At 37.8% G+C, this 24,680-nt stretch carries 20 protein-coding genes; 15 read left to right on the top strand and 5 right to left on the bottom strand.

The window, feature by feature from the left end:
- Positions 1-21: 21 nt before the first annotated feature.
- Positions 22-663, top strand: coding sequence for an L-fuculose-phosphate aldolase (locus ACLIBH_RS06375; protein ID WP_439315868.1), 642 nt, complete (start codon positions 22-24; stop codon positions 661-663).
- 568 nt (positions 664-1,231) lie between these two features.
- Positions 1,232-2,146 (top strand): heme o synthase, encoded by a 915-nt coding sequence (cyoE, locus tag ACLIBH_RS06370; protein WP_439315867.1) that lies wholly within the window; start codon positions 1,232-1,234, stop codon positions 2,144-2,146.
- Positions 2,147-2,852: 706 nt separating this feature from the next.
- Here cyoE and menC read toward each other — a convergent pair.
- Complete coding sequence (gene menC / locus ACLIBH_RS06365) at positions 2,853-3,959, bottom strand: o-succinylbenzoate synthase (RefSeq protein ID WP_439315866.1); 1,107 nt, start codon at positions 3,957-3,959, stop codon at positions 2,853-2,855.
- 27 nt (positions 3,960-3,986) lie between these two features.
- On the bottom strand, positions 3,987-5,384 hold the full coding sequence (locus ACLIBH_RS06360; RefSeq protein ID WP_439315865.1) for a YfcC family protein: 1,398 nt from the start codon (positions 5,382-5,384) through the stop codon (positions 3,987-3,989).
- Between the two features lie 133 nt (positions 5,385-5,517).
- Here ACLIBH_RS06360 and ACLIBH_RS06355 point away from each other — a divergent pair, with 133 nt between their 5' ends.
- From ACLIBH_RS06355 to ACLIBH_RS06335, 5 genes are all read left to right on the top strand, one after another.
- Entirely contained in the window at positions 5,518-6,342 is an 825-nt protein-coding gene (locus ACLIBH_RS06355) for a MurR/RpiR family transcriptional regulator (protein WP_439315864.1), read from the top strand.
- Complete coding sequence (locus tag ACLIBH_RS06350; RefSeq protein ID WP_439315863.1) at positions 6,342-7,463, top strand: M20 peptidase aminoacylase family protein; 1,122 nt, start codon at positions 6,342-6,344, stop codon at positions 7,461-7,463. The genes ACLIBH_RS06355 and ACLIBH_RS06350 overlap by 1 nt, the downstream gene beginning before the upstream one ends.
- Before the next feature lie 247 nt (positions 7,464-7,710).
- On the top strand, positions 7,711-8,394 hold the full coding sequence (locus ACLIBH_RS06345; RefSeq protein WP_439315862.1) for a phosphoribosylaminoimidazolesuccinocarboxamide synthase: 684 nt from the start codon (positions 7,711-7,713) through the stop codon (positions 8,392-8,394).
- Positions 8,395-8,581: 187 nt separating this feature from the next.
- Complete coding sequence (locus tag ACLIBH_RS06340) at positions 8,582-9,232, top strand: LytTR family DNA-binding domain-containing protein (protein ID WP_439315861.1); 651 nt, start codon at positions 8,582-8,584, stop codon at positions 9,230-9,232.
- A gap of 253 nt (positions 9,233-9,485) precedes the next feature.
- Positions 9,486-11,009 carry a succinate CoA transferase gene (locus ACLIBH_RS06335; RefSeq protein WP_439315860.1) on the top strand — a complete coding sequence of 508 codons (1,524 nt, stop codon included), beginning with the start codon at positions 9,486-9,488 and terminating at the stop codon, positions 11,007-11,009.
- Between the two features lie 215 nt (positions 11,010-11,224).
- Here the strand turns inward: ACLIBH_RS06335 and ACLIBH_RS06330 are convergent, their stop codons facing one another.
- The 3 genes from ACLIBH_RS06330 to ACLIBH_RS06320 form a co-directional block, all read right to left on the bottom strand.
- On the bottom strand, positions 11,225-12,214 hold the full coding sequence (locus ACLIBH_RS06330; protein ID WP_439315859.1) for an asparaginase: 990 nt from the start codon (positions 12,212-12,214) through the stop codon (positions 11,225-11,227).
- Positions 12,215-12,744: 530 nt separating this feature from the next.
- Complete coding sequence (locus ACLIBH_RS06325; protein ID WP_439315858.1) at positions 12,745-14,139, bottom strand: aspartate aminotransferase family protein; 1,395 nt, start codon at positions 14,137-14,139, stop codon at positions 12,745-12,747.
- 135 nt (positions 14,140-14,274) lie between these two features.
- Positions 14,275-15,135 carry a MurR/RpiR family transcriptional regulator gene (locus ACLIBH_RS06320; protein ID WP_439315857.1) on the bottom strand — a complete coding sequence of 287 codons (861 nt, stop codon included), beginning with the start codon at positions 15,133-15,135 and terminating at the stop codon, positions 14,275-14,277.
- A gap of 326 nt (positions 15,136-15,461) precedes the next feature.
- Here ACLIBH_RS06320 and argC point away from each other — a divergent pair, with 326 nt between their 5' ends.
- From argC to pstA, 8 genes are all read left to right on the top strand, one after another.
- Positions 15,462-16,499, top strand: a complete 1,038-nt coding sequence (argC, locus tag ACLIBH_RS06315) for an N-acetyl-gamma-glutamyl-phosphate reductase (RefSeq protein WP_439315856.1) — start codon at positions 15,462-15,464, stop codon at positions 16,497-16,499.
- Between the two features lie 100 nt (positions 16,500-16,599).
- Positions 16,600-17,826 (top strand): bifunctional glutamate N-acetyltransferase/amino-acid acetyltransferase ArgJ, encoded by a 1,227-nt coding sequence (gene argJ / locus ACLIBH_RS06310; RefSeq protein ID WP_439315855.1) that lies wholly within the window; start codon positions 16,600-16,602, stop codon positions 17,824-17,826.
- A 13-nt stretch (positions 17,827-17,839) separates the two neighbouring features.
- A complete protein-coding gene (gene argB / locus ACLIBH_RS06305; protein ID WP_439315854.1) occupies positions 17,840-18,619 on the top strand; it encodes an acetylglutamate kinase in 780 nt (259 codons plus the stop codon).
- Positions 18,616-19,761 carry an acetylornithine transaminase gene (locus ACLIBH_RS06300; protein ID WP_439315853.1) on the top strand — a complete coding sequence of 382 codons (1,146 nt, stop codon included), beginning with the start codon at positions 18,616-18,618 and terminating at the stop codon, positions 19,759-19,761. The genes argB and ACLIBH_RS06300 overlap by 4 nt, the downstream gene beginning before the upstream one ends.
- A 79-nt stretch (positions 19,762-19,840) precedes the next feature.
- On the top strand, positions 19,841-20,800 hold the full coding sequence (gene argF, locus ACLIBH_RS06295; RefSeq protein WP_439315852.1) for an ornithine carbamoyltransferase: 960 nt from the start codon (positions 19,841-19,843) through the stop codon (positions 20,798-20,800).
- Positions 20,801-21,680: 880 nt separating this feature from the next.
- Entirely contained in the window at positions 21,681-22,694 is a 1,014-nt protein-coding gene (locus ACLIBH_RS06290) for a PstS family phosphate ABC transporter substrate-binding protein (RefSeq protein ID WP_439315851.1), read from the top strand.
- A gap of 108 nt (positions 22,695-22,802) precedes the next feature.
- Entirely contained in the window at positions 22,803-23,759 is a 957-nt protein-coding gene (gene pstC / locus ACLIBH_RS06285) for a phosphate ABC transporter permease subunit PstC (RefSeq protein WP_439315850.1), read from the top strand.
- On the top strand, positions 23,760-24,644 hold the full coding sequence (pstA, locus tag ACLIBH_RS06280; RefSeq protein ID WP_439315849.1) for a phosphate ABC transporter permease PstA: 885 nt from the start codon (positions 23,760-23,762) through the stop codon (positions 24,642-24,644).
- Positions 24,645-24,680: the final 36 nt, after the last annotated feature.

The raw sequence follows: 24,680 nt of genomic DNA, 5'->3' as shown, positions 1-24,680 counted from the left end.
ACGACGAGAGGGGCATTTTAATTGCTACTGGAGAAAGAGAGAATAGACATAATCACATACTGCCAAAAATTACTCCATAGTGGTTTGACGAAAGGGACCGGCGGTAATATTAGCATATATGATCGAGAACAAGGGCTAATGGCTATTAGCCCAAGTGGAATTGATTACGATGATCTCGTTCCAGAGGATATTGTTGTTCTCGATATGGATCATAATATTGTTGATGGAAGACGCAAACCATCTAGTGAGTTGCAGATGCATTCTATCTTTTATAAAAAAAGAGAAGATTTAAATGCTATCGTTCATACGCATTCCACCTTCGCAAAGACGCTTTCTTCGCTACGATGGCGCTTGCCGGCAGTTTCTTATTTAGTTGCCTATGCAGGGAAAGATGTTCGCTGTGCAAAGTATGCAAGCTTCGGGACGAAGGAATTGGCTGAAAATGCATTTAAGGGAATGGAAGATCGACGCGCAGTCTTTTTGGCGAATCATGGTTTGCTGACAGGTGCGCAAGATATTAAGAATGCCTTTAATATTGCCGAGGAAATAGAATTTTGTGCAGAAGTATACTATCGAGCTAAATCGATTGGCAGTCCAGTCATATTGGATAATATGGAAATGGCTCGGATGGAAGAAGCATTTAAAACATATGGGCAGAAATAAGCTATGTAGATGAGCTGTAAAAACAAGATCGGAATTTTTCTGATCTTGTTTTTTTGGTTCTATAATAATAAATGGTGTTAGTGAAGAAAACCCATTTGCTTAATTTAACATTCTTGCTAATGGAAAATACTCGCTTTCCCGCGGGCAACGCCTCAACTAATTAAAGAAGTATTTCAACTTCTTTAATGGATTTTCGGCTGTTGCTGTTCCAGCAGGAGTCTCGCATCCTCCATTCGCTAATGACCTGTGAAGATGTAAAATATCCCCTCACGTGTTCTGGATCTATATAAAAAATTATGTGTACAATGTTTGTGTTGGGCTTTACTATAAAATATAAGGCAATGACTACCATATTCAGGAAAGGAATTGGGAGTTGCTTGTCTGTTATTTATATGATAAAAATGCTACATCATATAATAATAGGTAATCACTTAATAGCCACATCAAGTATAATTTTACAAATTAAGCACAAATCATGATAAGCTATCTACGATTGGGCTTGTTTGGTATAATAAAAGAAATAGTACTTACATATCGGATTTATAAAAGAACATATGGAGTGAACAACGTGGCAAAGTCTTCCAATACATCGGGTCAATCTTATAATGAAAAAACATTGCTTTCGGATATAAAGTCGCTTTTAAAAGGGGTAGTTTTAATTGCGAATGTATTTCCAGTTCTCACTGGATTTTGGCTGGCACTTTATTTTTCAGGCGGGTCTTTTACTGCTTCTTTCGATACGTTTATCTTAACGATGGTTGGTAGCTTATTGACCGTTGCAGGTGCTCTTATGCTAAATAATTGGTTTGAAGTAGATTTAGACCGAGAAATGCTTCGTACGAAACAACGTCCAACCGTTACAGGGCACTTTTCGTTGCAGGCTGTTCTCTTTACTGGTATTACATCTTCAGCTGCAGGCATTGTTCTTTTACTATTTACAACGTTTGAAGCTGCAATTTATGGGTTTTTAGGCTGGTTTACTTATGTAGTTTTATATACATTCTGGTCGAAGCGACGATTCACCTTAAATACAGTTATTGGGAGCATTTCGGGAGCATTTACACCGTTAATTGGTTGGGCAGCTGTCGCACCGGCCTATCATATTGTTCCGATCTGCTTATTTCTCATTTTATTTATTTGGCAAATTCCACATACGTTTGCAATTGCAATGAGACGTTATGAGGAATATAAGGCGGCTGGTGTTCCTATGCTTCCAGTTGTTGCAGGGTTTGAAATGACGAAGCGCCAAACCGTAATTTACATAGCGAGCTTACTTCCTATTCCTTTATTATTAGCACCGCTTGGCATTACTTTTATTATAGTTGCTTCGATAATGAATGTAATTTGGCTCTATATTGGGATTCGCGGGTTTATAAATACAGATGATTTAAAATGGGCGAACAGTAACTTCTACTTTTCATTAACCTATTTAACGGTTGTATTTCTGACAATGATGATCGTAACTCTTCCTGGTGTCGTGTAGATGGGCTTGTGAAAAACAACGCATGTCTATTTCCGTCTAATAATCGGTTCATTGAATGGGAGAGCAATACAAGTAAAGGTACTGGGTATTCGGCAAATATTGGATAAGGGGAAGTTTCTACTATTAGCACTCATGTAATATATTCGCTGTCTGCGTGCGAGTGGTGAGCCTTCTCTGTCAAATCTTCATTAAAAAGTGATTGAGTCAAGTATTTGTGGGGTGTTATTTTAAGAAGTTAAAAAATCTCTCTTTGTATTCGTTAATTTTAGTATTGCTTCCTACCGACCGCAGTAGATATACACTACGCTTTCCGAGGAGGCTGAAGCCGTGCCCGCGGAAAGCATCCACCTGCAGTGAAAATCAACGGTGTTATTCATGTGTATATCGTTCGAAGTAAAATTGATCACATATTATCTAGTTAGATTCGTGCATCTGTTCCCCATAAACATTTTACTCATACTTAAAAAGTGATGGTGTAAAAACACCATCACTTTTAACATAGAAACATAAATTTTGATATATAGGTGCAGCTGCCTCGCATCAATGCCCACAAACGATGTACTCTCAGTTGTATACCTAGAGTTTGAAGCTACTTTAAATCATGTACTTGTTCTGAACGTGTCAATTAACTAAACAAAATGATCACATTATTTTTCGTCTAGTTCATAAGTGAAAATTCATCGATCTCAAATCCAGCTTAAAACTTCTATTTGAAGGTCTGTTTTTCTACACTATTTTTCAACAATTCGTTCATGTCTACTTCGAACCCTATTCCTGGTTTGTCAGGTATTGTTAGCTTCCCGTTTTCTACGACGACCTCAGGCTCGATGATATCCTTTTCCCAATACCGTGAGGAGGAGGCTGTATCCCCAGGTAAAGTAAAGTTTTCTAAAGAAGTAATAGCGATGTTATGTGCTCTGCCAATCCCTGATTCTAGCATGCCACCACACCATAAAGGAATTCCGAACTGAGTACATAAATCATGAATTTCTTTTGATTGCGTCAGCCCGCCTACTCTACCTATTTTCAAATTAATTATTTTCCCACTTTTAAGCTCAATCGCTTTTTGTGTATCTTCGAAGGAGTGAATACTTTCATCAAGACAAACAGGTGTTTTGATTTCTTTTTGCAATTTGGCATGGTCAATTAGATCGCCAGCTGTTAATGGTTGCTCAATCATCATTAGGTTAAATTTGTCCATTTCCTTCAATACGTGTACGTCTTCCAATGTATAAGCGGAGTTCGCATCGACCATTAAAGGGATATCTGGAAAGTGTTGCCGCACAGTATCAATTACTTCAATATCTTTACCAGGCTTTATTTTAATTTTGATCCTTTTATATCCTTCTGCGACTTTTTCTTTAATGTTCGCTAATAGATTTGTAATGTTATCTTCAATACCTAGGCTAACACCAACTTCGATGGATGTTCTTGTTCCGCCTAATGCTGTTGCAAGAGGTATACCTTCTGTCTTTGCGTATAAGTCCCAAATTGCGCCTTCAATTGCTGATTTAGCTAAGTGATTTCGTTTGTACGGGTTAAATCTTTCTTGTACATCATCGGGATGATCAATCGTTGTATTTAGTATAAGTGGGATGAGGAATTTCTCCAGCATTAACCAGCTTGAATCTGTAAATTCTTCAATATATAACGGACTATCTGAAGTGACACACTCCCCCCAGCCAGATACTCCTTTTGAACTTTTCGCTTCTACGATAATGAATGACCGAGTATGCTGCGTACCAAAGCTCGTTGTAAATGGATTTTTCATTTTCATGTTTAATTTAAACATGTTTATTTCGTTAATTCGCATGTATGCTCTCCCTTTCTAGATTGACTGTTACATTGGACCCCAATTAATAAGTACTGCTATCGTTAAATAAATGATACCTATAATATACCAAATAATTGCTAAAGGGATGGCAAAGCGAATCCATTTCGTCCAAGGAATTCCGGCAATCGCCAAATTAGCCATTAAAACGCCGGATAAAGGTGTGAGCATGTTCGTAAAGCCGTCTCCCATTGAGTATGCTTGTACAGCAACTTGGCGTGGGATGTTCATAATATCTGCGAGCGGTGTCATGATTGGCATGACAATTGCTGCTTGGCCACTTCCAGAGGAAACGATTAAATTAAATAGTCCGTTTCCGATAAAAAGGGAGATTGCCCCTGCTACACTTGAAAAAGATCCCATCGCAATAGCCATTCCGTGCACGACCGTATCAAGGACCATACTGTTTTCTAAAATAACGACTATTGATCGTGCCATTCCAATAATTAATGCACCGTACATAACGCCTTTACATCCATTCATAAATTCCGTGACTAACTGGTTGGCGCCGATTTTTGCAACGATTGCTGTTCCGATTGCAATTGCTATAAATACACCTGCCATTTCATTTATAGACCATTCAAGCTGAAACACTCCATAAACGTACGTCCCTATGCCAAGTGCCAGTATTATTAAAACAAGCTTGTGCGTAGTTGTTAAATTAGGAGTTACTTTATCCATACTTTTTTCATCATACTTAGGAAATCGATTTTCTTTTAAAATACTATTTTCAGGATTTTTCTTTACTCTATTTGCATACCAAGCAATATAAAGAATTGAAGATAGTAATATACTAATATAAATAATAATTCGCAGTCCTAGTCCAGAAAATAACGGCAAACCGGCAATTTGTTGGGCAAAGCCAGTTGTTGAAGGGTCTAGAAAACCAATAGAAAACCCAGAATACGCTCCGATGTATATAATGGAAACACCTACGATCGCATCCATTTTCATCGCTCTTGCTAGTACGATACCAATAGGAATAAATGCAATTACCGCATTTACGATAATGCCGAGACCACCGAACACGGAAAATAGAGCTGCAACAATCGTAATTAGGAGCCATTCTTTATTTCGGGTTTTTGAAATCGTTTTCATTATTAACGTATCGATTGCTCCAGTATTCTCGATTACTGCAAAAGCGCCGCCAATGATTAAAACTAAGAAGATTATTCCTGCTCCTCCAATCAAACCTTCTTGAATGGATCGAAACACTTCTATAACGGTAGCAGGCTGTTGCTCAATTTGCTCATAACTTCCAGGGACAACGATTGAAGCACCACTTTCTGATGTTTCCCTTTCAAAACTTCCCGCTGGAATAAAATAGGTTGATATTGCTGCAATTAAAAGAATAGCAAACAATATGACGTATGCATCGGGTAAACGTACCTTCTTTTTTCCTTCCAACTTTGATTGCTCATATCTTCCTCCTCGAATTAAATGTATTTTCTAAACATTGCAACTTGAGCGTCAGTATATTATAGTTTATACTTTATTTCAATAGTAAAAAATGTTCAAACTTTATTTTTGGAGGAAAATAATGGAACCATTTTATATAAGAAGTACGAAGGAAAAGTTTTCAATTTTAACAAAAGGATTAAAAAAAGTTGGGGACTATTTACTGACAGACCCATTTGTTTTTGCGATTCATACGGCTAAAAAGGTAGGAAGTATTATCGGAGTAAGTGAAACAACAGTATTGCGGTTTTGCAATGAAATTGGCTATGATGGTTATAGTACACTCCAAAAAGACGTACGCAAATTTTTGTTAAACCTTAATCAACGTGCAGCTGTAGAAACAGATCATGAAAGCGTGGATGGACGTTTTGCTCAAAGTATAGCTGTTGATATGAAAAACCTAAAAACAACAATTGATCATTTGGATGAAAACACGATGGAGGAAGCGGTAAATAGGATTGTAAATAGTGAAAAAATAATGGTTGTCGGTTTTTATCAGTCATTTACGTACGCACATTGGTGTTACTTTAATTTAAATTATATTTTGGGAAATGTATTATTATATAGACCAGAGGCAGACGCAGGACTTTTGGATTTAATGCCGAAAAACGCTTGTATCATTTTGTTTTCATATTATCGTTATGCACTGCAAACGATTCAGCTTGCAGAAGAAGCAAAAAATAAAGGCATTAAAATAATTTCTATAACCGATTCTCTCGTATCTCCGATTGCACAGTTTTCGGATGTTGTTATATCGATAAATGCATATCATAAATCACTAATTGATAAAGGACCAGCGACAATTTCGGTAATTAATGCTCTATTATTTGAATGTATGCAGCAGGTTAAAGATCGTGGCAAAATAAAAGGTACATACAAATATTTAATAAGGGATGGCGAAGTATAATGAGTTTTATTGAACGGCGTGTATTGGAAACGTTTGATTATTTGCACGAAAACGCAGAAATTAGTTGGGAAGAAACAGAGACGACAAAATATATTGCGAGTATTTTACAAGCTAGTAATTGCGAAGTGGAAACGTTTGATGATTGCACAGGTGTAATTGGTAAGTTTGGTTCCTTCAACAAAGGCTTGCCGGTTGTAGCTGTCCGTGCTGATATTGATGCATTGTGGCAAGAAGTGAACGGCGTCTTTCAAGCAAATCACTCTTGTGGGCATGATGCACATATGTCAATGGTACTTGGATTGCTATGGAAGCTTCAGCAAAACCCTGCTTTACAAGAAAAGGTGGCCATTAAATTTATTTTTCAACCGGCAGAAGAAGACGGCACAGGTGCATTAAAGATGATTGAAAAGCAGGCGATTGCTGATGTCGATTATTTATTTGGTATTCATTTGCGGCCGTTTCAGGAAACGAAGATGGGGAGGGCGACACCAGTAATTGTACATGGGGCAACGAGAAGTATTGAAGCGGAAATTATTGGAGAGGATGCGCACGGAGCGAGACCTCATCTGAATCAAAATGCCGTTGAAATTGGTGCGCAAATCGTAACGATGTTAGGTAAAATTCACCTCGATCCCCGAATACCTTATTCGATAAAAATGACGAACTTTCATGCAGGTGGAAAAAGCACAAATATTATTCCAGGGAATGGAAGCTTCGCATTGGATTTGCGTGCGCAAAATAATGAATTAATGGAAACATTGGAAAAGAAAGTGAATTTTATTTTTGAAGCAGTACGGAATTTATACGATGTTGAGATTAAAGTGACGAATAGCACAGGTGTCGCAGCAGCAAAAATCGATGAGGAAGCGATCAATATTATGCAAAACGCGATAAAGAAAGTGCTTGGTGATGAAAATGTTGATCCTGCTTTAGTAACACCTGGTGGAGATGATTTTCACTTCTATACGATAAAAAAGCCTTCTTTGAAAGCAACAATGGTTGGGCTAGGCTGTGATTTAGAACCAGGCCTGCATCATCCACATATGTCATTTAATAGAGATGCGTTAATGAACGGTGTAGCTATTTTATATGAAGCTGTATTACAGCCGTACAATGTATAATGATTGAAAGCGGCTCTCCGTAAAATGGTTGTGGAAGAACATAGGCGCGATTTATTATTACCTATATGTTAACGACGGGAGCTGAAGTGTATTAAAAAAAGTTGAATAAAAGAATGATTTTTAAGACTTTTAATCCCCAGCAGCAAATACGGAGCTTAATCATGTAACGACATTGTTTGTTCCTTTCAATTATTTGTTTTATTATATAATTAGAATTTAATCTTTTTCCACGAAAGGAATTATCAGCATGGAACTTATATACCAAGGAAAAACAAAAGATGTTTATCGTAAGGATGCAAATCATGTTGTTTTAAAATTTAAAGATGACGTAACAGGCGAAGATGGAGTGTTCGATCCAGGTGCAAACACTGTTGGCTTAACGATTGCTGGTGTTGGTAGGACAGGGTTGCGGATGACGCAATTTTTCTTTCAAAAGCTGCAAAAAGCAGGTGTACCGACTCATTTTATAGAGGCGAATTTAAATGATGTGACAATGACAGTAAAAGATGCTGTAATGTTTGGAAATGGATTAGAAGTAATTTGTCGCTATCGTGCAGTTGGGAGCTTTTATCGTCGTTACGGTGCGTATTGTGAGGAAGGGCAGTCTCTCGATGGATTTATTGAAGTGACGCTTAAAGATGATGAACGTCAAGACCCACCAATATCAGACGATGCTTTGGCTGAGCTACATATTATGTCAAAAGAAGCGTACAAAGAAGTTAAACAACTAACGAAACAGATTGCGTCAATTGTAAAAGAAGAATTGGCAAAACGTGAACTTGAATTATACGATATAAAGCTAGAATTCGGCAAGGACAAAAATACAGGTGAAATCATGTTGATCGATGAAATCTCTGGCGGAAATATGCGTGTTTATAAAAATAATACGTATATTAAGCCAATGGAACTAGAACAGCTCTTATTTGATTAACATTAAAAAGTCTAAGACTCGGATAGTGTATTTCATGCAATTCGAGTCTGTTTTTATACACTTGAGGCAGAAAACAAAACCATTCGTGTTAAATGTTGTCATTTATGACTGACAGAGATATCGTCATGCTGTATAATTTGATGTGTATGAATAAATGGTTTAAAGGTATAGAAGTGAGTTGAATAAAATGAAGATTGAAAAGATTCCTACATTAATTAATAGCTTTTATAACCTATTTCCTGGGGAAAAGTCAATTGCTGTTAGTGATTCTACTAGTTTTATTTATTTTAAACCGAGTAGATCAATTGATTTAAATATATGTATAAATGACCCTATCAAAAAAGAACCTGTAACTTATCAGGCCATTCAAACGCAAAAAAAAGTAGCGGCACAGATTGACGACAGTTCGTTTAGTACCCCGTATTACGGTGTTTCGGTTCCTATTATTGAGAATGATCACTTAAAAGGAGCCATGACAGCCTTTTTCCCTCAAGAGCTAAATGATTTAACACCACCGTTTTTGACAGTGAAAACAACAGATAAGTGGTTGCCTATTCATTTAAAGCATATCATCTATATGGAAGCACAAAACAGAAAAACACATATTTTATCGATGGTTGGTAAAGGGACACATCGTAATAATCTATCTGAGCTTGAGTTCGTATTACCTAAGGATATGTTTATTCGCTGTCATCGTTCTTATATCGTTAATTTACATCAAATAAAAGAAATTCATCCAGATTCTCATTCAACGTTCAGTTTAGTAATGAAAGATGATTCCCGGGTTCCAGTTAGTCAAAGCTATGCAAAAAATTTTAGAAAACGATTTGGATTTTAACGATAATCGTTTCAATTTAATAATTTTACTTCATGCATAATTCTATTTGTAACGAACCATTGAGTGGAAGACGACCAACTTCATAATTGAATCAATATAATACGTATTGTAGTATAATCGTAACTAATGTATAATATATTCTGTCTTAGTGGAAATAAAAGCCCTTTCATACATTAGGACATGAATTTTTTATGTTTCATTGATAAAATAACAATTACATAATCATGTATAATTTTAGTAGAGGTGAATTTAAATGACGGCTGAGTTGAGTAAGTTAATTAGAAATGAGGCTTTTTTAGATAAGGTTGTTTCTGCCGAGGAAGCTGCTTCCTGGGTTAAAGATGGTATGACACTTGGAATGAGTGGTTTTACGTTGTTTGGGGAGCCGAAGGAATTTCCAATGGCGCTGTCAGAAAGAGGGAAGAAAGAGAACTTTAAAGTGAACCTGTATACAGGTGCTTCCTTAGGGCCGACTGCAGACCAATCAATGGCCGAAGCAGACATCATCAATATGCGAATTCCGTATCAAGGAAATCCAGTAATGCGTAAAAAGATTAATAATGGCGAAATGTTCTATATTGATCAGCATCTATCCCATACAGCTGAAGAAGTACGTAAAGGTACACTTGAGAAAATTGATTATGCGGTAATTGAGGCAGCAGCGATAACAGAAGATGGTATGATTATACCGACAGGATCTGTTGGTAACTCACCAATTTTTGTACAAGAAGCGAAGCATGTAATTATTGAGTTGAATACGTCAGCACCAAGTGAATATGAAGGTATTCATGATATTTATGTTCCAAATGAAGCTGGCGATCGTGATCCAATTCCATTAGATACAATTGATAAAAGAATAGGTGAAATTGGAATTAAAGTTGATCCAGAAAAAGTCCGAGGAATTGTACTATCGGAGCAACCAGATATTCCATCTCCTTTATTTGAACCAAACGAAGTAACGCAAACAATTGCAGACAATTTACTAGACTTCTTCCGCGATGAAATTAAAGCAGGACGCTTAACGAAAGAATTAGCACCGCTTCAGTCGGGGGTTGGTTCCGTTGCGAACGCAGTGCTTAATGGAATGAGAGAATCTGAGTTTCGCGATATTGAAGTATATTCTGAAGTGTTGCAGGATGGTGTTTTTGATCTTATCGACGCAGGCGTTGTAAAGTTCGCTGCTGGTACGGCGTTTTCACTTTCTAAAAAGAGAGTAGATACACTTGCAGAAGACCTTGCGAAGTATAAGGATAAAATTGTCTTCAGACCTCAGGAAATCTCTAACCATCCAGAAAACATTCGTCGCTTAGGTGTTATTTCATTTAACACTCCAATTGAAGTCGATATATACGGAAATGTTAACTCAACGCACGTAGGTGGCACAAGAGTAATGAACGGTATTGGTGGTTCTGGTGACTTTGCCCGGAATGCGCGCATTACAATCTTCGTTACACCGTCTGTCGCAAAAGATGGTAAAATTTCATCAATTGTTCCGTTCGTTTCGCATGTAGATCATACAGAGCATGACGTTGATATTATTGTTACAGAGCACGGATATGCGGATCTTCGTGGGAAAGCACCTGTGCAAAGGGCTGTAGAAATTATTGAAAACTGTGCACATCCAATGTATAAGGAACAGTTAAGAGCATATTTTGAAGAAGCAAAAGAAAAAGTCGGTGGGCATACTCCACATATGCTGGATAAAGCATTTTCATGGCATTTACGTTTAGCAGAATCTGGAACAATGCTTGAAAAAGATGCAGCAGAAGTAAAGTAAAGCAATAGAATTTAGTGATGGATATGGTTCCAATCAACGAGTGTGAATGATTGGAGCCATATTTTTTTATTGGATCATTATAATACGTAAAGTACGTACATGTTCAAAAAGTCGATAAAGTGATCACGCCCTTGAAATAGGAAATGATGCAAAACGTTGTCTTCCATATAAATAATCGTTACATTGTAAGGAGTAATCGTGTTGCTCACTTACTGTTAATATTCGTTAAATACTCGTTGAATTTTTGCAGGTGTGTAAGCGGCATGCAATGCGAGCATGAGCAGAATACGTGCTTTTTGCGGGAGTAAATTATCTCCACTAATGATTGGTGGATTGGTATAGCTATCAATATTCACAACTCTCCCGTTTCCCGTTCTACTGCTACGGACGATTGTGATGCCTTCACTTACAGCGTTTAGTAGCGCTTCTTTTTCTAAGGGGGAAACGAGTCCTGCTCCAGTCCCTGCTGTAACAATTCCTTTAAATTTACCGGATTGAGCTATATAGTTGATTAAGTGTCCAGTTGCACCTGCATACGAATAAATGATTTCAACATTTGGCAACGATGCAAATGACATCGTTGAAAATTCAGAGTTAATTGTATGTCTTCTTTGTGGAGATCGGTAGTATTGAACAGAACGATCTGGATCGATATAGCCGAGGTAGCCTGATGCCCCTGATTGAAAAGCTTCCAAACGATATGTATTTGTTTTCGTTGCTTCTCGCGCGCAATTAATTTCATCATTAAGCACAACGAGCACACCTTTTTTATATGAATTTTCGTTGGTAGCTACTTTCACCGCATTATATAAATTTAAATGTGCATCGCTGCTTAAAGCACTAAACGGTCGTTGCGAGCCAACAAGCACGATTGGCTTAGCTGTGGGTACGGTTAAGTGTAGGAAAAATGCAGTTTCTTCTATTGTATTTGTTCCGTGCGTTATAACGATGCCATCAAAGTTTTCTTTATTAATATAATGTAAAATCCGCTTGCGGAGTTTTATCCACATTGAACTATCAACGGCAGTACTGCTTACATTTGCAAATGCTTCAAAATGTATTTGTGCCAAGTTTCCTAATTCAGGTACTGTCGATAAATAATCTTGGCCTGTATAAATTCCTGACTGGTAATCTTTGAGATCAAGGCGATCCTTTCCTTGTGCTGAAATTGTACCACCCATCTCAATGATCGCTATTCTTTTCACGTTACATCCCCCTCGTAGAATTTGTACTAATTCGGTGTGCTTGTTGCTTTACACTTTAGGCGGACGCATTCCGCGGGCATGGCTTGAGTCTCCTCGCTCGCAAAAAGACACTCGCTGTGGGGTCTCAAGACGCATGCTTTCCCGCAGGAGTCACCGCCTTGTGTTACAAGCAATTTGTTTTGCTAGTGATTAAATAATTATTTTTTCAATTGACTAAGCTTTTCATTCTAGGCGGACGCGTTCCGCCGGTTTTGTTTTATAAAAGGTGTGTCCATATAGTAGTGAGGTGCAGTATAAGAGTCAGAAGCTGGTTAAATACGCTTTCTTTAAGTGTAGTATGAATCTGCTTAAATAGGAAGTGCTCGAAGCTGGTGTCGATGAAAAAAAGCCCCGGACAGAGGCTTTGGTTTGAGTGATTGTATATTCAACCGAAAAGTAGACGTTGTTCGTGTGCAACGAGAGTATCAATAATTTGTAATGCTTCGAACGTTCGTTACACATACGAAAATTGTGTAGCTCATAAGCAACTTTTAATTTGCGAAAGAGTAATTGCGTGCTTGCGTGTTCATTACTTTTCTTATTGCGATTTCATGAGCTACAACTGTTTTTTCAATATCGTCAATTGTATGAACCGTTGATAAGGAGTAACGATTTAATGGTTTTATATAAATGCCTTGATTTAATAATTCTGTGTCAATCGCTTGACGGGTGGCAATATCTGTATTCCACATATCTCGATACGTACGAATTTGCCGGTCTGTTAAAACGATATTGAATATGCTACCAAGTCCGATCGTTTTCATCTGTATATCATACGCTTTGTACAGCTTCTCCAGTTTAGTACGTAAAAGCATCGTATGGTGAAACAATTCTTCCATCGTTTTGTTATGTTCTAGAAGTCGAATTGCTTCAAGACCAGCTGCTAAAATAATTGGGTGGCCGTTATACGTTCCACTATGGAAAACAGTATCCTCTTTACGTTTGTTTTGCGTTCCGATTGAAAAAACATCATCTTCTGCACTCGTAGCACTGAGCATCATAATTTCTTTTTTTCCGCCAACAGCTCCGATTGGAAAACCACCGCCAAGTACTTTCCCTAATGCGGTCAGATCAGGTTTAACTTGATACACGCTTTGTGCACCACCGAGTGCAACTCTGAAGCCTGTTTTTACTTCATCAAATATTAGTAATATATTTAGCTCCTCTGTCAGCTTTCGTAGCTGTTGGATAAATGTTTGATCTGCAGGAATAAAGCCGCCTTGAACTGGTTCTAAAATTACCGCAGCGAGCTCACGAGCATAAGTACGTAACAGCTTTTCAGTCGCTTGTATATCATTGAAGGGTAAAATGATTGTATTTTCCAATTCCTCTTTAGAAATCCCTTTCGATTCAGAAACTGATTTTGGGGTGTCTTTATTTCCTGCTTCTGTTTTATTTGGGTTTACGCTAATAAGCACTTCGTTATAGCCGCCATGATAATGCCCTTCAAATTTAGCAATTTTCTGTTTCCCTGTATGTGCGGTTGCGAGTCGAATGGCAAACAAAGTTGCTTCTAATCCAGAGTTTGTATAGCGTACTTGTTCGACACTAGGATAGAGTTCAATTAATTTTTCAGCCATATTTATTTCGAGTTCATGGGGAGTCCCAAAAATTGCCGTACCAAAGGATGCCAGTTGATTTGTAACAACTTCTGAAATTTTTGGATGTCCATGTCCAGTGATTAATGCACCGTAACAAAGAGAATAATCAATATATTCACGATTATCGACATCAATTAGTTTGCTGCCTTTTCCACGTTTCATGAAAATAGGATGAGGTGAAAAATACTTAATGTTTGCTGTAACACCTCCAGGAATAACTTTGCTAGCTTCATTAAACATTTGCTTTGACTTCTCTTTGTAATTTTGAGAAGTGCTTTTCGACATAGTATATCGCCTCGCATTATATTTGATCTTTCCAATATAGTATATGCGAGTACATAAAATTATGCAATGTATATTTCGTTATTATTTTACTTATGAAAATTTAATTTCATAAGTAAGGTTTGAGTTTGCTTGCAATTACTTTTCTTCATAAAACACTTCATACGTATCCCATAATTGTTCAAGTGATTCAAGTCGCTTATCTATGTGAATCCCATCTTGATTTCCTATATAAGTAATTAGTGTATTTATTAAACTTAGCGGGGCAACAAATGAATCAAGAAATGCAGGCATTTTACTCGTTGCAAATAAAGAAACATCAGCAAATGCTGTGATTGGAGATGAAAAGTAATCGGTTAAAGCGATAATTTTTGCCTGTTGTTTGTGCGCATAGGAAACAACGTCAAGCGTACTTTTCGTATAACGGGCAAAACTTACTGCAATTACGACATCCTGTTCATTTACGTTATGAATTCGATCGAATGCAGTTGTCGTAGTTTGGAGTAATTCGCTTTTTCCAAAAATAATATCTAAGTAATATTGTAGGAATGATCCGAGAGCGACTGCGCTACGGTTGGCAACGATATAAATTTTATTTGCTTGCAATATATAATTAGCTGTCCGTTCAACGTCTTCAATATTTAATCCTTCCATTGTGGATTTTATGTTTTTAATATCATCGTTAAAAATATCGTAAATCGCTTTTTCTGTTTCATTATAAACGGTCCGAGACATTTGCAAACGCTCTACTGTATTTAATTGCTTCTCGGCTGAGGCGACTAATTGTTGCTGCAGCTCGTTATAACCGGAATACCCTAAAAATACTGCGAAACGTACGATGGTCGCCTCACTTACATTCGTTACCTTTGCAAGCTTGCTTCCGGTTAAAAACGGAACGGAATTTGGATTTTCGATAATATAGTTTGCAATTTTTTGTTGAGATTTACTCATTTTATCTCGATAACTTGCAATTCTTTTAAATACATTCATGTCTGCCATCTTTTCCGTGCTCCTTTGTATAATTCTTTTCATTATTGTAGCAAACAAATCCTTTTATGTTCAGCGGTTTTAAGGTGTGATTCAATGTTATTTACATAATTATACATCGTTCATGCATATCTCCTGTATACAGGATACAGGCGTAAATGTCGATTTATCAACGTTAATTAGTGTAAAAAATAATTTAAAAATTTATAAATATACTATTGATTTTATTTTTATACAGTATATAATAGGTTTTATTAGACAGCGAAGGAGCTATTTTCTTATGCTATTCTCGTATAAGATGGTGAATACGTTGTTTTCTAAAAAGGAGTGAATGAACTATGAAAGTAGCAATAATAGGAGCGACTGGCTATGGTGGTGCAGAATTGATTCGTATTTTGCACAAACATCCGCACGTTTCCATTCATTCCATTCATTCTACTCGTTTGCAGGGTAAATCAATTGAAGCAAGTTATCCTCATATGCAAAAAGTAGTCGATTTACAGCTTGATTCCGTTAATGCGGAAAAATTAGCAAGTGAAGTAGATCTCGTTTTTACGGCGACTCCCTCCGGGGTGTCTACAAAACTAGCTCCGGTATTTATGGAGCAGAACGTAAAAGTAATTGATCTGTCAGGAGACTTCCGACTTACAAATCAGACTACGTATGAAAAATGGTACGGTATGGAAGCTGCTGAGGAATCGTTGTTAAATCAGGCGGTATATGGATTAACGGAGTGGCTGGATGCGGATGTAGCAAATGCGAGTTTAATAGCAAACCCTGGATGTTACCCCACAGCTACATTGTTAGGGATAGCGCCTTTAATAAAAAATAAACTGATTGATGAAAGCTCAATTATTATTGATGCAAAAACAGGAGTGAGCGGAGCAGGGCGCGGTGTTTCTGGAGCAACACACTATTCCGAAACGAATGAAAACCTTAAAATTTATAAAGTAAATGCACATCAGCATACACCGGAAATTGAGCAAATGTTGTATCGTTGGAATGAAAAATCAGGTGCAGTTACATTTTCGACGCATCTCGTGCCGATGACTCGAGGAATTATGGCGACAATGTATGCAACTGCAAAAGAACCGACAACTACAGAGCAGTTATTTGATTTGTTCAACGAATGCTATGCAAATGACTACTTTGTACGAATTAGAAAGAAGGGCACATACCCAAGCACGAAAGAAGTGTATGGTTCGAATTTTTGCGATATCTCTTTAACATATGATGAAAGAACGAATCGGATTATGGTTGTTTCCGTCATTGATAACTTAATCAAAGGCGCATCTGGGCAAGCGGTTCAAAATATGAACAAAATGCTCCAGCTTGATGAAAGAACGGGGCTAGACTTTATGCCGGTATTCCCATAAGTTTCTTCCCCCTTAGGTGAGAAGATATCAAATGCGGAAGTAAACAAATTATGTACAACGTAAAAATTAAAATATCGATAAAGAAGAAAGGAGATTGAAAATGCTCACGAGTCAAAAAAGTATTCAGAAAATAGAAAGAGGTACAATTACAACTCCAGCAGGATTTCAAGTGGCTGGCATGCATACTGGAGTAAAACGAAAGAGAAATGATTTAGGTATTCTTTATTGCAATGAACCTGCGAATGCAGCAGCTGTATATACATTAAATGAGGTTAAAGCAGCTCCTCTGTATGTAACGAAAGAAAGTCTTGCAAAAGAAGGAAAGCTGCAGGCTGTTATTATTAATAGTGGCAATGCAAATGCTTGTACAGGCGAGCAAGGGAAAAAGGACGCGTATACGATGCGTCAAGTGACTGCGGAGCAATTTTCACTCCCAGAGCATTACGTCGCTGTGGCATCTACAGGTATTATTGGGTTAGAAATGCCAATGGATAAAATTATCCCTAATATAAAAAATCTTAAACTAGCGACAACAGAAGATAGCGCTGCACAATTTGGCCAATCACTTTTGACAACGGATAAGTTTAATAAGTCGGCTTGTTATCAAGCGACAATTGATGGAAAAACGGTGACAATGGCAGGGGCTGCAAAAGGCTCAGGCATGATTGAGCCAAATATGGGAACGATGCTTGCATTTTTAACGACCGATGCTGTTATCGAATCTAATATGATTGATCGTGCATTGAAAGAAGCAACGAATAAAACGTTTAATTGTATTACGGTTGACGGAGATACTTCTACAAACGATATGGTAATTGTAATGGCAAGTGAAAAAGCGGGGAACAAAACGTTAACCCCTGAGCATGAGGATTGGAGCCAATTTGTTGCTCTGTTAGAAAAAACATGTGAAGATTTGGCGAAAATGATTGCGCGAGATGGGGAAGGTGCAACAAAACTCATTGAGGCGGAAGTATACGGAGCCAAAAATGATACAGAAGCAATTCAAGTAGGAAAGTCGATTGTTAGTTCTTCCTTAGTAAAAACAGCCGTATACGGTTCGGACGCAAACTGGGGTCGAATAATTGCTGCGGTAGGATATAGTGGTGCAGTCGTAAACCCGGATACCATTGATATGTCGATCGGTACGATCCCACTTCTAAAAGATAGTCAGCCAACAACATATTCTGAAGATGAGGCTTCAGCATATTTAGAAAATGAAGAAGTAAAAATAACGGTAGATTTAAACGTCGGTGATGGAAAAGGGAAAGCTTGGGGATGTGATCTTACGTATGATTACGTAAAAATCAATGCAAGCTATCGCACGTAAGGAGGATGTCAACGTGCAAGATGTAATTGTTTTAAAATGTGGTGGCAGTACAATTGATCAATTATCGGAAGATTTTTTTACGAATATTCAGCTGCTACAAGAAACAGGGTTAAAACCGGTTATCGTGCATGGTGGTGGCCCAGAAATTAAGGAAATGCTGACAAAGCTTAATATTTCGTTTGAATTCGTGAATGGCTTGCGTAAAACAACGGAAGATATTATGAATGTCGTTGAAATGGTACTATGCGGGAATGTAAATAAACGTTTGACAAGAAGCTTGAATGCTGCGGGTATGCAAGCGATTGGGCTGTCGGGTTCGGATGCCAATTTATTTTCAGCAAAGCCGATTGATTTCGCCCAATTTGGTTACGTCGGGGAGATTGAGCAAGTAAATGATCTGTATTTGAAGAACTTATTAGATCAAGATATCGTACCAGTCCTGGCACCAATTGCTCTAGGGCAAGATGGAAAAAGATACAACGTTAATGCAGATACTGCTGCTGGTGCAGTCGCTAAGGCTTTAAATGCGAAACAACTTATCTTTGTAACAGATGTGCCAGGAGTAATGAAGAACGGTAAACTGCTTGCCACAGTTACTGAAGAAACGATAAGAGACATGATTGCCGACGACACAATATACGGAGGCATGGTTCCTAAAGTTACTGCTGCGCTCGATAGTTTAACAGGTGCCGTGAATGAAGTAATGATTGTCGATGGAAAGCAATCTGCTCTTCAGTCTGATAGAAGGCTTGTAGGAACGGTTATTAAAAAAACTGCGGAGGTAGTACAATGACCTATTTACTTCCGACATACAAACGATTGAATTTATCTGTTGCACGGGCTAAAGGGTGTGTAATTCAGGATACTCGTGGAAAATCGTATCTTGATTTTGGATCGGGTATCGGTGTATGTAACCTAGGCCATCGTCATTCAGACGTACAACAGGCAATTGAAAAGCAACTGAATGAATACTGGCATGTTTCAAATTTATATGAACAGCCGATCCAAGAAGAGGTAGCTCAGCTGCTCGTAGAAAGCAGTAGTGGTGATCGAGTGTTCTTTTGTAATAGTGGTGCCGAAGCAAATGAGGCAGCAATCAAGCTCGCACGAAAAGCAACTGGTAAGAAAAAGATTGTAACGTTTCAACAGTCTTTTCATGGAAGAACCTTTGCAACAATGGCAGCTACGGGTCAAACAAAGATTCAAGAAGGCTTCGGTCCTATGCTGGATGGGTTTGAATATGTTCCGTACAACGATATGTCAGCCGTTGAAAAAGCACTTGATTCCCAAACAGCGGCGGTTATGCTCGAAGTAATTCAGGGAGAAGGTGGTGTTCATCCCGGAGAGGTTAATTTCCTTCAAGGGGTAGCACAATTATGTAACGAACAGAATGTATTACTGATTGTCGATGAAATCCAAACGGGTATTGGTCGGACAGGAAAGGTTTTTGCCTATGCGCATTATTCAATTGAACCAGACATTATTACGATTGCAAAAGGGCTTGGAAATGGTATGCCTGTAGGGGCAATAATAGCTAAATCGCCTCTTGAAGAACATTTTGGTCCTGGGTCCCATGGTTCGACATTCGGAGGAAATCCACTTGCAATGGCTGCGGCGAAAACAGTAATGCAAACGGTGATACAACCAACCTTTTTACAAGAAGTGAATGAAAAAGCGACATACCTTATGGAACAGTTAACGGAAAAAGTAGGTACGAATCGTTTAATAGCTTCCTTTAAAGGAAAAGGAATGATGATCGGTATACATTGTAAGAGTGATGTTACCGGAATCATACCGAAACTGTTAGAAAATGGTTTAATCGTATTAAGTGCTGGTCCAAATGTAATCCGGTTGCTGCCACCTTTGACGGTTACGAAAGATGAGATTGATCAAGCCGTAACTATTTTGGCAGATGTGTTAAGTGATGATGTGTAATTTGTATTGTGAACGAGTCTCTGGAATTAGGCATTAAGAAATTTAAACTTTAATAATGAGATAAGGAAGTGAAGGTGTCATGATTAATCCCGTAGTGGTACAACATATGAGAAGTAAATTAGAAGGAAAGCATTTTCTTAAGCTTGCTGACTTTACAAAAGCAGAATTAATGGATTTGATTCGCTATACGATACAATTAAAGAACATGCAGAAAATGGGCGAACCTCATCCATTATTAAAAGGGAAAACGTTGGCGATGATTTTTGAAAAGTCATCAACGAGAACACGAGTTTCGTTTGAAACCGGGATGTATCAGCTTGGCGGGCAAGCATTATTTTTAAATAAAAATGATCTGCAAATTGGTAATGGTGAAACGATTGCCGATACTGCTAAAGTGTTGTCTCGTTATGTAGACGGAATTATGATTCGAACGTATGAGCATGCTATTGTAGAGGAGCTCGCAGTAAATGCTTCTATACCGATCATAAACGGATTAACGGATGATTTTCACCCTTGTCAAGTATTAGCTGATTTAGTAACTATTTATGAAAAGAAAGAATCGTTTGATGACTTGAAGCTAGCGTTTGTCGGTGACGGTAACAATATGGCGCAATCTTTACTAATGGGCTGTGCAATAATGGGGATTGACTGTACGATTGCTTCGCCAGACAATAGTCAAGTGAAGCAAGAGATTTTTTCACAAGTATTGGAGAAAGCAGCCGTATCAGGGGCTAAAGTCGAGCAAACGAATGACCCAGTTGAAGCAGTGGCAAATGCCGATATCATTTATACGGATGTATGGGCAAGCATGGGCTGGAATGGGGATTTAGAGGAACGTAAAAAAGGTTTTATGAAGTATCAAGTGAACGATGCACTCGTAACAGGAGCAAAGGATGATTATGTATTTTTACATTGTCTCCCTGCTCATAGAGAAGAAGAAGTGGCTTCCTCGATTATAGACGGTGATCATTCGGTTGTTTTTGATCAAGCGGAAAATAGACTTCACGCACAAAAAGCAATATTAGCCTCGCTCTTATAAGGGTATGTAATGTTGCATAATAGTCGTCTGAATAATTACAGGCGTACACTTCTTTCGTGAATAATGATAATCGTATTTTTAGTTTGAGTGCCGTCAGAACTAGTAGTCTGTAAATAAAGGGTTCTTTGTCGAATGCCGTTGGTGATGTATTTTAAGTCGAGGAATACTTAATAATTATGTAGAACGAAAACATGAAGGCTTGCGCTCTGATGTCGCTGACTTGCACTACAGCCGACAGGATTTTCGCGGTTACTGCCTCTGCTTCTGTAGTTCCTCTATCCGAGACGCTACAGTGATCTTCGAAAGCTTGCTATTTCCGCAGGAGTTCGTCAGCTTAAAGAGGGCTAATGCCATTATTGTACACACTTCAATGCTGTTTAATTTGCATTGGAGTGTGTTTCTTTTGTATTGTATTTTGTTTCTACAGGTTTTCGTTTGAAATCAAGCATGATTCGATTCTTATAATTCGTGTTTTGCAATATGTAGGGTTATAGATTAATTTTCCATCGCCATTTTACAGGCCTTTTCTTTGTGCATTCCATCATTTACACAACTTCCTTCAAAGATAATGCTGGATCCTTGAATATTAAGTAAGTTTCGAAATAGACAAGTGATTTCCTCCTATGTATGGTTTTCAACGAATTTTAATTTACAAGTAATTTTCTTGTTTTCTATTATGAAATCAAAATGACGTTAGTGAATTTTCTTCACTAATGTCATATACTTTGTCAACTACTGTTCACGAAACCTTAAATATAGTGTTCTTTACAAAACGTTTACACTCACTACATATACACGTAATATTCTCCTCCTATACTAAGAATTGTGAGAGGGAAAACCTACTCTATTAATCTAGAGAAAATGAGGGAGGACAATTATTATGTCTTTTAAAAAGTATTTCATGTTCCTAATATTAGCAGCATTCGTAGCAGTTATGGCAGCTTGTGGAGCAGACGCAGAAGAAGAGGGATCAGACGTTTCTGAAGAAGCAGAAACAGATGAAGCGAAAGAAACGGAAGAAGAAGGCGATCGGGATTCAGAGGAATTAGAAGGCAGTGTCGTTATTGACGGTTCAGGTACAGTTTATCCTCTTATGGCGCGATTGGCTGAAGAATATATGATAACAGAACAAGAAAATGTTTCGGTTGAAGTAAGCAGAGCGGGTACAAGTGCAGGATTTGAAAAGTTTTTAGCAGAAAATGGTACAGATTTTAACGATGCATCACGAAAAATTAAAGACGAAGAACAAGCGAAAGCAGATGAGCTTGGAATTGAAGCAAAAGAACTGAAAGTTGCTTTAGACGGATTAACATTTGTTATAAATAAGGAGAACGACTGGGCTACTGAAATGACGGCCGATGAATTAAAAAGTATCTTTTTAGCAGAAAGTGGTGTTACGAAGTGGTCGGACATTAATCCAGAATGGCCAGATGAAGCAATTAATGCGATGGGACCGAACGAAAACCACGGAACGTACGAATTTTTCTACGAGAGCGTGCTTGATGAAAAGGACTTAGTTGATGGTGTGAATTTACAACAGGAATATCCAACATTAGTAAAGCTTGTGTCAGAAGATGTAAATGGGATTGCATTCTTTGGTTTCGGATACTATGTAAACAATCAGGATAGCCTGCAAGCAGTTCATGTTGATTTTGGCAACGGTCCGGTTGAACCATCTCTTGATACGATTGCTGAAGATGGAGAGTATGCAGACTTCACGCGTCCGGTTTTCACTTACTTAAACGTGAATAATGCAAAAGAAAAAGATCAAGTATTAGACTATGCACTATATGTTATGAACAATGTAAACACGTTTGCTGGCGAAGTAGGATTTGCACCAATTCCAGATGAAGAGGCTCAGCAGCTTATTACAGATTTAGAAGGGCTTAAATAAAAGATAACAATTGCATATGATTCGAGCATATAGAGCAATGAGATGAGAGAAACGGATACTCTCATCTTATTGCGACTTATAAGCCTTGAAAGGATAGAGATATAGATTATGGCGGTGAATCGTACTTACAAAGTTGATCAAGCTGTTAATACTAGAAGATTAATTGAAAACAAAAGGAAGTCGAAAAGCATTACGGCGCTGGTTGAAAAGACAATTCCTAGTTTCCTCTTTTTAATTGCGGCGGTATCCATACTGACGACCATTGGAATATTGTACACGTTGTTGACAGAAACAATAGCATTTTTTAAAGAAGTATCGTTTGTACAATTTTTTACTGGGACGACATTAAAGCCATTAAGTCAAACTCCTCAATTTGGTGTGTTGCCATTAATTACTGGGACAATTATTTCTTCTTTAATTGCAATGCTCGTAGCAGGGCCGATTGGAATTATGACAGCTATTTATTTAAGTGAATATGCTTCAGATAGAGTGAAAAAGGTGTTTAAACCATTGCTTGAGGTGCTTGCAGGGATACCGACAATTGTTTACGGTTTTTTTGCATTCACATTTGTAACGCCATTATTAAAATACATCGTACCCGGGTTAGAAACTACGAATATATTAAGTCCTGGTCTCGTAATGGGTGTTATGATTATTCCGATGATTGCTTCTTTATCAGAGGACGCAATGAACGCTGTTCCAAATGCAATGCGTGAAGGCGCATTAGCTTTAGGGGCTACGAAATTAGAAGTTACATTGCGTGTCGTTATTCCAGCAGCTTTATCAGGAATTATTGCATCGTTTGTACTTGGAATCTCTCGGGCAATAGGCGAAACAATGATTGTTACAATAGCGAGCGGCAGTACGAAAAATTTCACATTTGACGTTACACAATCTATGCAAACGATGACTGCTTATATCGTTGAAGTATCTGGCGGAGAGGCGCCTGCAGGCTCGACAATTTATTATAGCTTGTATGCGGTAGCAATGACATTATTTGTCTTTACATTTCTAATGAATTTACTTGCTCGTTATGTATCTCGTAAATTCAGGGAGGAATATTAAATGAACTACATTGATAAAGCACAGGTACAACAACGAATGAATGCTCGTTTAATACAAAATCGTCTATTTAAAAATTTGTTTTTAGTTGCTTCATTATTTGGATTGATTGTTCTTATTACATTAATTTTAAGAGTGTTAGTAGATGGAATAGCTTGGATAAATATTGACTTTATAACTGGAAAGCTATCAACCCAGTTTGATCGTGCTGGAATTATGGGTGCTATACTTGGCACAGCTTGGCTTATGGTCGTTGTAACCCCGGTTACCTTTGTACTAGGTGTAGGAACTGCGATCTATTTAGAACTGTATGCAAAAAAAGGAATCATTCAATCGTTTATTCAAACGAATATAGCGAATTTAGCCGGTGTACCGTCTATCGTTTATGGAATTTTAGGGTTAACAATCTTTGTAAGAACGATGGATTTTGGAAACATTGTACTTGCAGGCGGTCTAACGATGTCATTACTCGTCTTACCAATTGTAATCGTTGCGAGTCAAGAAGCAATACGTTCCGTTCCTTTCCATTTAAGCGAAGCCTCTTATGGGTTAGGGGCTACAAAATGGCAAACCATTCGAAAAGTCATCCTGCCTGCAGCATTACCAGGAATTTTGACAGGAGCGATCTTATCTTTATCACGAGCGATTGGAGAAACGGCTCCACTTGTCGTTATTGGTATTCCTGCATTGCTAATTCCATTTCCAGGTGGGATTTTAGATAAATTTACAGTATTACCAATGCAAATCTATTATTGGACGTTAGATTCTGCGCTTGTAGATGAATATGTTAACTTGGCAGCTGCAACTATTATCGTTTTATTACTACTTCTTTTTTTATTGAATGCTTCTGCTATTTTTATTCGTAATAAGTTTCAGAAAAGGTATTAAGAGCACTGTACGTTTATTAAGCAGGCTTTTAAGGAG

It is taken from the genome of Virgibacillus sp. W0430, assembly GCF_051846935.1.
Classification (GTDB): Bacteria; Bacillota; Bacilli; order Bacillales; family Amphibacillaceae; genus JBPYCR01.
This window is presented reverse-complemented; position numbering and strand designations above follow the sequence as displayed.

Bases quoted from the DNA above. Each gene is read 5' to 3' on its own strand.
- menC (WP_439315866.1), bottom strand. From the start codon at position 3,959: ATGCGAATTAACGAAATAAACATGTTTAAATTAAACATGAAAATGAAA.
- ACLIBH_RS06355 (WP_439315864.1), top strand. From the start codon at position 5,518: ATGGAACCATTTTATATAAGAAGTACGAAGGAAAAGTTTTCAATTTTA.
- ACLIBH_RS06350 (WP_439315863.1), top strand. From the start codon at position 6,342: ATGAGTTTTATTGAACGGCGTGTATTGGAAACGTTTGATTATTTGCAC.
- ACLIBH_RS06345 (WP_439315862.1), top strand. From the start codon at position 7,711: ATGGAACTTATATACCAAGGAAAAACAAAAGATGTTTATCGTAAGGAT.
- ACLIBH_RS06340 (WP_439315861.1), top strand. From the start codon at position 8,582: ATGAAGATTGAAAAGATTCCTACATTAATTAATAGCTTTTATAACCTA.
- ACLIBH_RS06335 (WP_439315860.1), top strand. From the start codon at position 9,486: ATGACGGCTGAGTTGAGTAAGTTAATTAGAAATGAGGCTTTTTTAGAT.
- ACLIBH_RS06325 (WP_439315858.1), bottom strand. From the start codon at position 14,139: ATGTCGAAAAGCACTTCTCAAAATTACAAAGAGAAGTCAAAGCAAATG.
- ACLIBH_RS06320 (WP_439315857.1), bottom strand. From the start codon at position 15,135: ATGGCAGACATGAATGTATTTAAAAGAATTGCAAGTTATCGAGATAAA.
- argC (WP_439315856.1), top strand. From the start codon at position 15,462: ATGAAAGTAGCAATAATAGGAGCGACTGGCTATGGTGGTGCAGAATTG.
- argJ (WP_439315855.1), top strand. From the start codon at position 16,600: ATGCTCACGAGTCAAAAAAGTATTCAGAAAATAGAAAGAGGTACAATT.
- ACLIBH_RS06300 (WP_439315853.1), top strand. From the start codon at position 18,616: ATGACCTATTTACTTCCGACATACAAACGATTGAATTTATCTGTTGCA.
- argF (WP_439315852.1), top strand. From the start codon at position 19,841: ATGATTAATCCCGTAGTGGTACAACATATGAGAAGTAAATTAGAAGGA.
- ACLIBH_RS06290 (WP_439315851.1), top strand. From the start codon at position 21,681: ATGTCTTTTAAAAAGTATTTCATGTTCCTAATATTAGCAGCATTCGTA.
- pstC (WP_439315850.1), top strand. From the start codon at position 22,803: ATGGCGGTGAATCGTACTTACAAAGTTGATCAAGCTGTTAATACTAGA.
- pstA (WP_439315849.1), top strand. From the start codon at position 23,760: ATGAACTACATTGATAAAGCACAGGTACAACAACGAATGAATGCTCGT.